The sequence below is a fragment of the Pontibacter chinhatensis genome (assembly GCF_900113285.1).
GTDB classification, from domain to species: Bacteria; Bacteroidota; Bacteroidia; order Cytophagales; family Hymenobacteraceae; genus Pontibacter; species Pontibacter chinhatensis.
The window spans coordinates 78223-91450 of sequence record NZ_FOOT01000006.1 but is presented as its reverse complement, the minus strand read 5'-3'; the positions used below and the strand labels follow the sequence as shown (position 1 = coordinate 91450).

At 52.2% G+C, this 13228-nt stretch carries 9 protein-coding genes; 7 read left to right on the top strand and 2 right to left on the bottom strand.

Features of this window, described 5'->3' with window-relative positions; genetic code table 11:
- Positions 1-262: 262 nt before the first annotated feature.
- Positions 263-1327 (bottom strand): PA0069 family radical SAM protein, encoded by a 1065-nt coding sequence (locus BM040_RS16820; RefSeq protein ID WP_092103980.1) that lies wholly within the window; start codon positions 1325-1327, stop codon positions 263-265.
- A 528-nt stretch (positions 1328-1855) separates the two neighbouring features.
- On the opposite strand from BM040_RS16820, the gene BM040_RS16815 reads away from it, so the two are divergent.
- The 3 genes from BM040_RS16815 to BM040_RS16805 all read left to right on the top strand — a co-directional run bounded on the left by BM040_RS16815 (position 1856) and on the right by BM040_RS16805 (position 8329).
- A complete protein-coding gene (locus BM040_RS16815) occupies positions 1856-5299 on the top strand; it encodes a pyruvate carboxylase (RefSeq protein ID WP_092103978.1) in 3444 nt (1147 codons plus the stop codon).
- Positions 5300-5745: 446 nt separating this feature from the next.
- On the top strand, positions 5746-7983 hold the full coding sequence (locus tag BM040_RS16810; protein WP_092103976.1) for an ATP-binding protein: 2238 nt from the start codon (positions 5746-5748) through the stop codon (positions 7981-7983).
- A 49-nt stretch (positions 7984-8032) separates the two neighbouring features.
- Positions 8033-8329 carry an antibiotic biosynthesis monooxygenase family protein gene (locus BM040_RS16805; protein ID WP_092103974.1) on the top strand — a complete coding sequence of 99 codons (297 nt, stop codon included), beginning with the start codon at positions 8033-8035 and terminating at the stop codon, positions 8327-8329.
- A gap of 738 nt (positions 8330-9067) precedes the next feature.
- Here the strand turns inward: BM040_RS16805 and BM040_RS16800 are convergent.
- Positions 9068-9400: a tetratricopeptide repeat protein gene (locus BM040_RS16800; RefSeq protein WP_092103972.1), complete on the bottom strand. Its 333-nt coding sequence runs from the start codon at positions 9398-9400 to the stop codon at positions 9068-9070.
- Between the two features lie 65 nt (positions 9401-9465).
- Between BM040_RS16800 and BM040_RS16795 the strand changes: the two genes are divergently transcribed.
- The 4 genes from BM040_RS16795 to BM040_RS16780 all read left to right on the top strand — a co-directional run bounded on the left by BM040_RS16795 (position 9466) and on the right by BM040_RS16780 (position 13226).
- A complete protein-coding gene (locus BM040_RS16795; RefSeq protein ID WP_092103970.1) occupies positions 9466-10206 on the top strand; it encodes an electron transfer flavoprotein subunit beta/FixA family protein in 741 nt (246 codons plus the stop codon).
- A 2-nt stretch (positions 10207-10208) separates the two neighbouring features.
- Positions 10209-11189 carry an electron transfer flavoprotein subunit alpha/FixB family protein gene (locus tag BM040_RS16790; RefSeq protein ID WP_092103968.1) on the top strand — a complete coding sequence of 327 codons (981 nt, stop codon included), beginning with the start codon at positions 10209-10211 and terminating at the stop codon, positions 11187-11189.
- 18 nt (positions 11190-11207) lie between these two features.
- Positions 11208-11813 carry a bifunctional nuclease family protein gene (locus tag BM040_RS16785; protein WP_092103966.1) on the top strand — a complete coding sequence of 202 codons (606 nt, stop codon included), beginning with the start codon at positions 11208-11210 and terminating at the stop codon, positions 11811-11813.
- A 111-nt stretch (positions 11814-11924) separates the two neighbouring features.
- Positions 11925-13226 carry a NupC/NupG family nucleoside CNT transporter gene (locus BM040_RS16780; RefSeq protein WP_092103964.1) on the top strand — a complete coding sequence of 434 codons (1302 nt, stop codon included), beginning with the start codon at positions 11925-11927 and terminating at the stop codon, positions 13224-13226.
- Positions 13227-13228: the final 2 nt, after the last annotated feature.

Below are 13228 nucleotides of genomic sequence, written 5' to 3'. Positions count from 1 at the left end.
TATTGGTGAAGTTAGATAGCGAGCTTTCAAAACACCTGGCTATTAGATACATACAATGCTGTTGTAATGTAACGTAAGTTAGAAGTTTTATTATATAGTACTGTAATATTTATGTTAGATGCTCATTGACTGAAAGTATAGTCGTAAAGCTTGATTCTTATATGGTTCCCCGCTTCTCCTCTTAAAAAAAATGATGCTCATCATCCGCCTGCTTATATCGGTATAGCATAGCATCATACATAGAGCGCGTGGTTTCTAAACTTTAAAACAAATCCAGTTGCCTGCCTTTGCGCTGAATAAAATGGCTGTAGTTGTAAGGCTTCATGCTGCGGCCGGCCATGTACTTCTGCATGCTTACCCGGAAAAGGCGGCTCACCAACTCTGCAAACTTGCCTTCCCCGCGCATGCGCACCCCAAAGCGACTGTCGTTGAGCTGGCCGCCGTGGCAGTCGGCAATCTGGCTCAGCACCTTCTGCGCGCGGTCAGGGAAAGCCTGCTGTATCCAATCCTCGAAAATGGGACCGATGCTGCCGTTGAGCCTGACCATTGTATAAGCTGCGTTGCTGGCGCCTGCCTCAGCCGCTGCTTTTACCAGAGCCGGTATTTCAGAATCATTAAGGCCGGGGATGATGGGAGCTGTCATCACGTTTACCGGAATGCCAGCCGCGCTTAGCCGCCGCACCACCTCCAGCCGCCGGGTAGCCGAGGCCGTGCGCGGCTCCAGTTTCTGTCGCAGCTTTTCGTCCAGGGTCGTAATGCTGACGCTCACGTGCACCAAGTCATACTTGTTCAGTTCCTGTAGCAGGTCCATGTCCCGAAGTATGAGCGCGTTTTTAGAAATGAGGCTCACCGGGTGGCGGTATTGCAGCATCACCTCCAAAATGCGGCGGGTAAGTCGCTTTTTGGCCTCGATGGGTTGGTAGCAGTCGGTGTTGCCGGCCAGCATGATTGGCATAATCTGCCAGTTTGGGCTCTCGAGCTGTTTGGCCAGCATCTCCGGGGCATTTTCCTTGACGATGATCTTGCGCTCGAAGTCGAGGCCGGCGCCATAGCCCCAGTATTGGTGGGAGTTGCGGGCATAGCAGTACACACAGCCGTGCTCACACCCCTGGTACGGGTTCAGCGAGTAGCCCAAGCCCACGTCCGGACTATCTACCTTATTCACCACCTTTTTAGGAAACTCGGGGATGAACTCCGTCTTGGAGTTGGAGAGCAGTGGCTCATCGAGCCCCTCTACGTGCTCGGCCACATACCCCTGCTTCAGGTAGGGGTTCTGTGGGTTATACTGCGCACCGCGCCCTTTCAAGAATTCGTCTGGCTTTATCATACTACAAATATTTGCTAAATATATTAGAAATACTAACAAAATTAGCTTTGGGTTTAGGAGGGGATGGATGAAAAAGCCGTAAATGTCGCTGAAGCCAAGGTAGTAGTTCTCTAAGGAGCACTGACTTGGCAGGATTATACTTTGGCAGTAGGAGAGGGAGTGGAAAACCTGAAGTATAAACTAATGCGGCCTGGAGAGGCGGTAGTTAGCAGAAAGTATAAATCCTTTCATATCAGTCCTGCTACAATTCGGATGCAGATTAACTTGTTGGTTCTAAGTTTTTCAGAGCTGTTCAAAGAATAAGTTGACTTCCAGCAGCCGCTCATCAGGCTGTTAAAGTATAAAAATCTTGTTTTCAGTCTAATAACCTTCTGCAGAAAAAGCCTGTATTAGAAACATCTGAAATTAGTATCACGCTAACCTTTATTTGTACAATCAAAAGTTAAACACTGATTTTAACGCTGGTTGTGCAGATGTCCCTAATCACTGGAATTATAAAAACTAAACTTTTACAACCCCTCACCTTTCATGAAAATTAAAAAAGTACTTGTTGCCAACCGCGGCGAGATCGCGATTCGGGTGCTGCGTGCCTGCACGGAGATGAACATCCAAACAGTGGCCATTTATACCTACGAGGACCGCTACTCCCTGCACCGCTACAAGGCAGATGAGGCCTACCAGATTGGCAAGGACAACCAGCCCCTGCAGCCTTACCTCGATATAGACGGCATCATCCGGATTGCCAAAGAGAACAACGTAGACGCCATTCATCCGGGCTATGGCTTCCTGTCCGAGAACCAGCACTTTTCCCAGAAGTGTGCCGATAACGGAATTGTCTTCATTGGGCCGAGGCCGCAGGTAATGGCCTCGCTGGGGGACAAGATAGCGGCCAAGAAGGTGGCAGTCAGTTGTGATGTGCCCATCATCCAAAGCAACGACCTGGACCTGAACACCTTCGAAACGGCACTGGAGGAGGCGCACCGCATTGGCTACCCGCTGATGCTGAAAGCCGCTGCCGGTGGCGGAGGCCGCGGCATGCGCGTTATCCGGGATGATGAGCAGCTGGAGAAGGGCTTTTTTGAGGCCCGTAACGAGGCGCTGAAGGCCTTCGGCGACGACACGGTTTTCCTGGAGAAGTACGTGGAGAACCCCAAGCACATCGAGGTACAGATAGTGGCCGACACCTATGGGAACATCACGCACCTGTTCGAGCGCGATTGCTCGGTGCAGCGTCGTTTTCAGAAGGTGGTGGAGGTGGCTCCGGCCATCAGCCTGAAAGAGGAAACGCGCCAGAAGCTCTACGACTACGCCATCCGCATCTGCAAGGCGGTAAACTATAATAACGTGGGCACGGTGGAGTTTCTGGTGGAGCCGCACACGGATAACATTTACTTTATTGAGGTAAACCCGCGCATCCAGGTGGAGCACACGGTGACGGAGATGATCACGGGCATTGACCTGATAAAGACGCAGATTTACATTGCCGACGGGTACCGCCTGGATGACGAGGAAGTGCTGCTGGGGCCGCAGCACGTGGTGCGCGCCAATGGGGTGGCCATCCAGTGCCGCATCACCACCGAGGACCCGGAGAACGATTTCAAGCCGGACTATGGCACCATCATCGCCTACCGCAGCGCCGGCGGCTTTGGCATCCGGCTGGACCAGGGCAGCGTGTACCCGGGCGCCAAGATCAGCCCCTTCTTCGACTCATTGCTGGTCAAGGTATCCACGCATGCGCCTACATTGGCTTTGGCAGCGAATAAAATGGCGCGCACGCTCGACGAATTCCGCATCCGGGGCGTGAAGCACAACCTGCAGTTCCTGCAAAACATCATCAATCACCCCGAATTTATCTCCGGCGACTCTACGGTTGATTTCGTGAAGAACCACCCGGAGCTGTTCGTGTTTAAGCAGCGCAAGGACAGGGCCACTAAAATGCTCTCCTACCTGGCTGACGTGATCGTGAACGGAAACCCGGACGTGAAAAAGGTAGACCATAGCAAAGTGCTGCGCAAGCCAAATCTCCACCCGTTCAACACCAACAAACCTTACGAGAAAGGCACCAAGGACCTGCTGACCGAGCTGGGACCAGAGGCCTTTTCCGAATGGCTGCGCAACGATCCGCTCATCCACTACACCGACACCACCTTCCGCGACGCGCACCAATCGCTGCTGGCCACCCGCATGCGCACCTTTGATATGCTCAAAATTGCCGAGGCCTTTGCCAAGGACCACCCGCAGACCTTCAGCATGGAAGTATGGGGCGGCGCCACCTTTGATGTGTGCCTGCGCTTCCTGCACGAAGACCCCTGGGACAGGCTCGCGCAAATCCGAAAGGCGGTGCCGAACATCCTATTGCAGATGCTCATCCGGGGCTCCAACGGGGTAGGGTATAAGGCATACCCGGATAACCTAATTGAGGCATTTGTGGAGAAATCCTGGGAGACGGGCGTGGACATTTTCCGCATTTTCGACTCGCTCAACTGGATGAAAAGTATGGAGCCCTGCATCAACTTCGTGCGCAAGCGGACGCAAGGGCTGGCGGAGGTGGCCATCTGCTACACCGGCGATATCCTGAACCCGCAGAAAACAAAGTATACTTTAGACTACTACCTGCAACTGGCCCGGCAGATGGAAGAGGCCGGGGCGCATATACTGGCTATCAAAGACATGGCCGGCCTGCTGAAGCCCTACGCTGCCGCCGAACTCATCACGGCTTTGCGCGAAACGGTGAAGCTCCCCATCCACCTGCACACGCACGATACATCTTCCGTGCAGTCAGCCACTTACCTGAAGGCCATTGAAGCCGGGGTAGATGTGGTGGATGTGGCGCTGGGGGCGATGTCGGGGCTTACCTCTCAGCCCAACTTTAACGCCATGGTGGAGACGATGCGTTTTCAGGAGCGCCACCGCGAGTTCGACCAGAAAAGCCTGAACCAGCACGCCAACTACTGGGAAACGGTACGCGAGTACTACTATCCGTTTGAGTCTGGGCTAAAAGCGGGCACGGCCGAAGTATACCGCCACGAGATTCCGGGAGGGCAGTACTCCAACCTGCGTCCGCAAGCCAATGCGTTGGGCCTGGGTGATAAGTGGGAGGAGATAAAGGAGACCTACGCCGAGGTGAACCAACTGTTCGGGGATGTGGTGAAGGTAACACCCAGTTCCAAAGTGGTAGGCGATATGGCTTTATACTTGGTTTCTAATGATTTGACTACGGTAGATGTGCTGGAGCGGGGCGAGGAAATTTCGTTTCCGGAGTCGGTACAGTCGTTTTTTAAAGGCGAACTGGGGCAGCCGGTGGGCGGCTTCCCGAAAAAGCTGCAGGATATTATACTGAAAGACGAGCAGCCCTTTACCGACCGGCCAAACGAGCACCTGGCGCCCGTGGATTTTGAGAAAGAGTTTGCTGCGTTCCAGGAGAAATTTGGGAAGGAGACCAAATTCACTGATTTCCTGAGTTACCAGCTTTATCCCAAAGTATACGAGGCCTATCACAAGCACGTGGAGCTGTATGGAGATGTGTCTAAAATCCCAACGCGCCTGTTTTTCTACGGGCTGCAGCCCGGCGAGGAGGCCATCATCGACATTGCCCGCGGCAAGTCTATCGTCATCAAGTACCAGTCCACGGGCCACGTAAACGAAGACGGCATGCGTACCGTGTTCTTCAAGCTCAACGGCCAAAGCCGCAACATCGACGTGCGCGACAAATCGGTAAAGGTGGAGCGCGTGGAGCATCAGAAAGTAGACAAGAGTAACCCCAAACAAATTGGCGCGCCGCTGCAGGGGCTCTTGTCGAAGATACTGGTGGAGAAGGACCAGCAGGTGAAAAAGAACACGCCGCTCTTCGTGATTGAGGCCATGAAAATGGAAACAACCATCACCGCTTCGGCTGATGCAACGGTGGCAAGTATAACGTTGAAAGAGGGCGAACTAGTAAATACCGACGATTTAGTGCTGACGCTGGCTTAGCTATACTATAAGTGCTTAGGAAAGTCATCGATCCTTCACTGCTAAAAGGCTCTCTCGGATTTGCAATCCGAAAGTATAGGAACCGCAGATTTGAAATCCGTAGTAGCTAAGGCTATAGCTATTGACAAGCAGACGGATTACAAATCCCGAGCAGCCTAAAGGATGGTGAAATTACCCGCCTTGGACTACCGAGAACAAGAGTTCGAAGGTAGCGGGCGCAGCTCTAAGGGAGTGGGTTTATACTTACGCAACAGCGATAAATTGCAGCACAGGTTTATACTTCATCAAGCCAACTCCGTATAGGGGTTGGCTCTGTTGTTATAACTGCCAAGTATAAAGTATAGTAACATATAGGTTCTTAGAAAGTGTGCACCTGATGCTGTATTTGTTTACAATTTAGGTAAATTACACGCCTAACTGTTCTGAAATCAGCCCCCAGACCTTAAATGCAGAATTACCACAACTATAAAGTTGACCTCTCGAATTGCGATACGGAACCTATCCACCTCATCGGCAGGATTCAACCGCAGGGCTTCATGCTCATCCTCAACAAGCAGACTCTGGAAGTGGAGCAGCTTAGCGCCAACATTGGCGAATTTCTGCAGGCCGATCCTGCCATACTTCCCGGCAAGAAGCTGAATGCGATTGCTTTTAAAGAGGAGTATACTACCCTGGAAGAGAGAATACGGCTGCAACTGGACACAGGTACGCAAGTCGATTTGATAGAACTGCAGGGGAAGCAGTTTTTCGCTTTCCTGCATGAATCGCAGGGGAGCCTGGTGCTCGAGTGCGAGCCTTATATGCCGGTGCAGCATGGGCAGCAGATACTGGACCTGACAGGTGGCTATACACGCTTCCTGGAAAAGCTGGACCAGCAGGGAACGCTGGTATCACAAGCGCAACTGACAACCCAATTTGTGCAGCAGGTGCTCGATTACGATCAGGTAATGCTCTACCGCTTTGATGAGGACTGGCATGGGGAGGTAATAGCCGAAACGGCAAAGCCGGGGGTACATACCTATCTGCACCACCACTTCCCGGCCTCCGACATTCCGGCACAGGCGCGCGCGTTGTTGCTACAGAAGCCGGTGCGGCAAATTGCCAATGTGTCGGCTACGGCCGTGGACATCACGCCATACTTTAACCCGACTACCGGCCAGCCCTCCAACATCATCCGCTCCGAGCTTCGCAACCCCTCTGAGATTCACCTGCAGTACCTGCAGAACATGGGTGTACAGGCCACGCTCTCCATTTCCATCATCGTCAACGAAAAACTCTGGGGTATCATCGCGTGCCAGCATAAAACTGCTCTGTTTACCAACTATTGGAGGCGACAGCTCTGCCTGAACATAGCGCAGGCATTTGCCAACGGGGTGCTGGCTAACGAGGAGCAGCGCGATATGCGCCAACTGGAAGAGCTGCGGGTGCAGGAGGTGCAGCTGATGAACCAGTTGATGGCGAGCCGCAACTTGCAAGAGGAGCTGCAGAAACAGCAGGCCGCTGTACTTTCCCTGACCGAAGCAAGCGGCGTGGCCCTGCTGCTGGATGGTAAATGTTATACCTATGGCTACACCCCGTCGGAGCAAAGCCTCAGAAGCCTGGCGCAGTGGCTGGCGGAGCATGTGGGCAACAGTACGTTCCATACCCGTCAGCTTTCCCACGTTTACCCGGCTGCCGCCGACATGAAGGAGCAGGCCAGCGGCTTGCTGGCACTGGAGATTTCCAAGCTTAACAAGGAGTACCTTTTATACTTTAAACCGGAGATTTCGGAGACCCGCATCTGGGCGGGCAAACCTGATAAGGAGGTAGAGGAGCAGTCGGGCCGTATTCACCCGCGCAAGTCGTTTGCCCGTTGGGTGCAGGTGATAAAGGGTACGTCGCTGCCCTGGAGCCTGAACGAGATAGAGGTAGCGCAGACACTGGTGAAGGACCTGGTAGCCGTGGTGCTGCGAAACCAAAAGGAGCATTTGCTGGATCTGAACAAGAAGCTGAACCAGACGTCGGAGATGCTGCGGGCTAAAAACAGACGCCTGGAGGATTTCACGCACATCATCACCCACAACCTGCGCTCCCCGCTGGGCAATATGCAGGGGCTCATTGACCTGTATAACGATGAACCCACCGCAGAGACTGGTGTGCAGGTGATGCATCTGATGGACAACATGGTGCAGAACATGGCCACCACCCTCGACGATCTAGGCCTGATACTGGAAAGTGAATTAAGCACCGAGCTGGAGGACCAGGAAGTATACCTGCCTGACCTGGTGGAGCGGGAGTTACAGAATCTGCAGTCCATCATCCTGCAAACCGATGCCAAAGTACAGCTGGACCTGCAGGTAAAGCACATCACCGCCCCTAAAGTATACCTGGAAAGTATTACCCATAACCTCATTTCCAACGCCCTCAAGTACCGGTCGCCGGAAAGGCAGCCGCTCATACTTGTAAAATCCTGGCAGGAGCAGGAAGGGATATGCTTCTCTGTACAGGACAATGGGTTGGGAATAAACCTGAAGCGGTACGGCCATAAAATCTTCAAAGTATACAACACTTTCCACCAGAACAAAGACGCCAAGGGCTTGGGGCTATACTTAACCAAAGTACAGGCAGAGGCCCTGGGAGGAGGCATTAGTGTGGACAGCATCCCGGGAGAGGGAACCACCTTTAAAGTATGCCTGAAAGTATAAATCAATTAAAGAATTACACGCGCAAGTATAATTGCCACAATCATACCCTATGTTTATTGCATCCAGCACCTTTACCATCGCCAACGACATGGCGCCCGAAGTACGAGAAGCCTTTATCAACCGCCCGCACCTGGTGGATAGTGCCCCGGGTTTTATTAAAATGAATGTGATGGTGCCCCAGGATAACCCCAACGAAATCTGGCTCTTAACTTACTGGGACGACGAGGAAAGCTACAAAGTATGGTACAAGAACCACATGAAGGAATCGCACGCAGGGATACCCAAGGGCCTGCAACTCGTGCCCGGAAAAACGAAGGTGCGCTTCTTCGAGCTGGTGGGGGAGTAGGATAAAGTTAGCAGAAGCCTCTTCTATACTATTAAGGAATAGGAACGCTGTTTTTCATACTTTTTAACGCACCCAGCTGTAACTGCCCCTGTCCATCCCTTCCCAGAGAACAGGGAGGGAGCTATACTTAGTACTTTCTCCGTCATCTCGAGCAGGGCGAGAGATCCATCTGGGATTCTAGTTTAGATCTCTCCCGTAGGTCGAGATGACAGAATTGCGTTGGCTATCGATTCTCTTCCCAGCCTTTGGGTTGAGCGCCTTGTGAGATCCGGTGCCTGCCAAGGGCATGCTGAGCGCGAGCGAGGCAAGGAGGGAATACAGCGCGATGCCCGAAGGCGAGGCCTCCCGGCCTGGGAGGGAGCCAAGTATAGATGCAACGTTAGGTTTGTGGGAACTAGAGGAGGAAAGGTAGTTTGGAAGTATAGCTTGTCTCCAGTTACGGGAAGCCGTGGTCATGAAAGTATAAACCGGCAAGTATAAAAGTATAGCTCGGTATAAATTATAGCTCGTTTCTATCTGCTAAAAGCAGCAGCTAAAGTATAAAACCGCAGCATTCGCTTATGCCCTTTATCAAACCTCTAAGTTGATTTTTACAGACATTACACACCTCTAAACCATTCCTCCCAATAGCTGTTAGAAAATAAACCGAAACCGCAGCACCAAGTATAAAGTATACTTGCAAATATGATGCATGCATACTATTTTTGATGCAAGCGGTTCGGGGAGATGAACAGCCGGTTAATCGTCCTCGTAGTCCAGGCCCATCATTTTGTTGTAAGCCTGCTGCAGTTCCGAGAAAGCGTGCATGTTGCCCTCACGGCGGCTGATGAGCATCCCTTTCTTATAAGTTTGCTCGGCTACATCGTTTTGGCCCAGCTCCTCGTATAGCTTGGCAGCGTGATAATAAGTGCCTACGTAGCTCTCGTGTTCGCTCAGCAGCTTTTCGTAATATCCCAGCGCTTTCTGCGGGTCTTCCTTACGGTATTCGGTGGCTATGGCGTATAGTGTAAATGCGTCGTTCGGGTCGTCTTCCAGGAATTTGAAGAGCTGCGCTAATCTGCTTTCGTTCATTTCGTATTGCCTATATTTTATTAACTTCGCACAAATCTAAATTTTAAAAGCTAACATTTCTAACCATGAAAATATTAGTTTGTATCAGTAACGTACCGGATACTACATCCAAGATAAACTTTACGGCTGATAATAAAGAATTTGACAAAAACGGGGTGCAGTATGTCATCAACCCATGGGATGAGTATGCACTGACCCGCGCCATTGAGCTGAAAGAGGCTAAGGGCGGCACTGTAACTGTATTAAACGTAGGGGAGGCCGATGCCGAACCGAACATCCGAAAGGCGCTTGCCATTGGTGCAGACGATGCCATCCGCGTAAACGCGAAACCGGTAGATGCTTTCTTCGTGGCGCAGCAGATTGCGGCCGTTGCCAAAGAAGGTAACTACGACATGATCCTGATGGGCAAGGAGTCGATTGACTACAACGGCTCTCAGGTGCATGGCATGGTGGGCGAACTGCTGGGCATTCCTTCGGTAGTTCCTGCTTTCAAGCTTGATATGGTGGATGACAGCACGGCCCGCCTGGAGCGCGAGATTGAGGGTGGCAAAGAAGTGGTGGAAGTGAAGCTGCCTTTCGTGGCCAGCGCGCAGCAACCCATGTCGGAGCCAAGAATCCCGAACATGCGCGGCATCATGACGGCGCGTACCAAGCCGTTGGCAGTGAAGGAGCCAGTGGGCGCCGAGGCCAAGGCCGAGTACGTAGGCTACAGCAAGCCGGAGAAAAAAGGCGGCGTGAAGATGATTGACCCGGAGAACGCCGGAGAACTAATTACACTATTGAGAAACGAAGCTAAAGTACTATAACCATGTCAGTATTAGTATTTGTAGAAGGTCTTAACGGAGAGATCAAAAAGTCCTCTTTGGAGGCTGCATCATACGGAAGCCAGGTGGCACAGCAGCTGGGCACCACAGCCACGGCCGTAGCCATTGGTGAGGTTCAAGAAGACGCACTGGCCAGATTAGGCGAGCAGGGCATAAGCAGAGTACTGTACGACGCTGACAGCCGCCTGAATCAGTTTGTGGCCGATGCCTATGTAAAAGTGATTGCCAAAGCCGCGCAGCAGGAAAACGCGAAGGTGCTGGTGTTCTCTAACTCCAATATCGGCGCTGCGGTAGGTTCTAAACTGGCAGTTCGCCTGAACGGTGCGCTGGCGACTAACGTTACCTCGCTGCCTAAAACGGATGGTGGCCAGTTTGTCGTAACGCGCGGTGTGTTCTCGGGCAAAGCTTTTGCTGATGTGAACCTGGCGGCGGATGTGAAAATCATTGCCGTGAAGAAAAACGCTTTCGAGATTACCCAGACGGCTGGTAACACGGCTACGGTAGAAAAGCTTTCTGCTGAGCTTTCGGATGCCGATTTTGCCGCTGCTCCTAAAGAAACTGTGATGCAGGACACCGAAGGCGGCGTGCTGCTGCAGGAGGCGGAGATTGTGGTATCCGGTGGCCGCGGTCTGAAGGGCCCGGAGAACTGGCACCTGGTGGAAGATCTGGCAAAAGCGCTGGGCGCTGCCACGGCCTGCTCCAAGCCGGTTTCTGACCTGGACTGGAGACCGCACCACGAGCACGTAGGACAGACTGGTATTACCGTTAGCCCGAATTTGTACATTGCCATCGGTATTTCCGGGGCTATTCAGCACCTGGCCGGGGTTAACTCTTCTAAAGTGATTGTCGTTATTAATAAGGATCCTGAAGCGCCGTTCTTCAAAGCCGCTGATTATGGCATTGTGGGCGATGCGTTTGAGATCGTTCCTAAATTAATAGAAGCCGCCAAGGCTTTAGACAAATAGACTTTAGAAGGAGAAACTGTGGATAAAATTCAGTTAGAGATACTCGGCCTTTCTTCCAGCCAATCGCAGACGGGATCGTTTGCACTGGTGCTCGGTGAGAAAGAGGGAAACAGAAGGCTGCCCATCATCATTGGTATGTTCGAGGCGCAGTCCATTGCTATTCAGATAGAGAAAATAAACCCAAACCGTCCGCTCACTCACGATTTGTTTAAAACGTTTGCTGAGGAGATGGACGTCAGGGTAACGGAGATCCTCATTTCGGATCTGAAAGAAGGGGTATTCTACTCCAAGATAGTATGCACCAACGGCACCCGCGAATTTGAGCTGGATGCCCGCCCATCCGATGCCATTGCCATTGGCTTGCGTTTTGGCGTGCCGATTTACACGGTGGAGAGCGTGCTATCGGAGGCAGGAATCATCCTGAGCGATCTGGAAGAGGAGGAAGAGGAAAGTGATGAGATGGCGGTAAAGAACACTAGTACCTCTACTTCCAGCTCTGGTGCCAAAGAATCGCTGAGCCAAACCTCGGTGGATGAACTGAACAAAATGCTGAACGAGGCCCTCGAAAAGGAGGACTACGAGAAGGCAGCCAAGATTCGAGACGAGCTGAATAAGCGAAACTAATTTCCTGTTCGAATAAAATCAGAAGGTTCGGCGCCCGGTGGTGCCGAACCTTTTTGATTTAAAAGATATTCGGCTTAATTTTGGCCGTTTTTCTCTTTCAACCAAATATCAATGTACGATATTCTTAGAGGCGCCGGTGGTCTGCTGGTGCTGGTAGGCATTGCTTTCCTTTTTTCCAGGAACCGGAGAGCCATTGACTGGAAACTGGTGGGCTTTGGCCTTTTCCTGCAAATCCTTTTCGGGGTGCTGGTAACGCAGGTACCAATTGTGGCAGACGCCTTCGCTTTTGTGAGCAAGCTCTTTGTAAAGCTGCTCAGCTTCTCGCAGGCCGGTGCTGAGTTTTTGTTCGGCAACCTGGCCAATCCTGCCAATAACGGCGGACTGGGCTTTATCTTCGCTTTCTCCGTACTTCCCACCATCATCTTTTTTTCCACGGTTTCAGCTGGTTTATACTACCTGGGCATACTTCAGAAAATCGTTTTCGGCATTGCCTGGATCATGTCGAAGGGCATGCGCCTGTCTGGTGCAGAAAGCCTCTCGGCCGCCGGCAACATATTTCTGGGGCAGACGGAGGCGCCGCTGCTGGTGCGTCCGTTCATCAGCCGCATGACACGTTCAGAGCTGATGTGCCTGATGACAGGCGGTATGGCAACGCTGGCTGGCGGTGTTTTGGCAGCCTATGTGGCCTTTCTGGGTGGAAATGATCCGGCACAACAAGCCATTTTTGCGGCACACCTGCTTACGGCATCTATCATGAACGCCCCGGCAGGTATCGTGTTGGCCAAGATTCTAGTACCGGAAACTGAGCATGACAAGATCAACACAAGCCTTGAGGTGAACGAGGAGCAGCTTGGCGTAAACCTGGTGGATGCCCTGAGCCGTGGCGCTGCCGACGGTTTGAGACTGGCGGCCAACGTGGGCGGTATGCTGCTCGCTTTTATTGCCGTTATCGCGCTGCTGAACTATGTGCTGATTAAGGTAGGGTCTGTTACAGGCCTGAACGAGTTTGTGGTAGCCAGCACCAACGGGCAATTCAACGGCTTCTCCTTCCAGTATATTCTGGGCCAGATATTCCGGATTTTTGCCTTTATCATGGGCGTTCCATGGCAGGACACCCTGCAGGTAGGTAGTTTGCTGGGGCAGAAAACAGCCGTCAATGAGTTTGTGGCTTACCTGGATCTGGCTAATATGAAGAGTGCGGGCACCTTGAGCGACAAGGCGCTTATCATGGCTACCTATGCCCTTTGCGGGTTCTCAAACTTCAGCTCCATTGCCATCCAAATCGGGGGCATCGGAAGTATGGCTCCCAACCAGCAGGGGAATCTCTCCAAATTAGGTTTCCTGGCGCTGCTCGGGGCTTCCCTGGCCTGTATGATGACGGCCACCGTAGCCGGCATGCTGTACGTGCTTTAAAA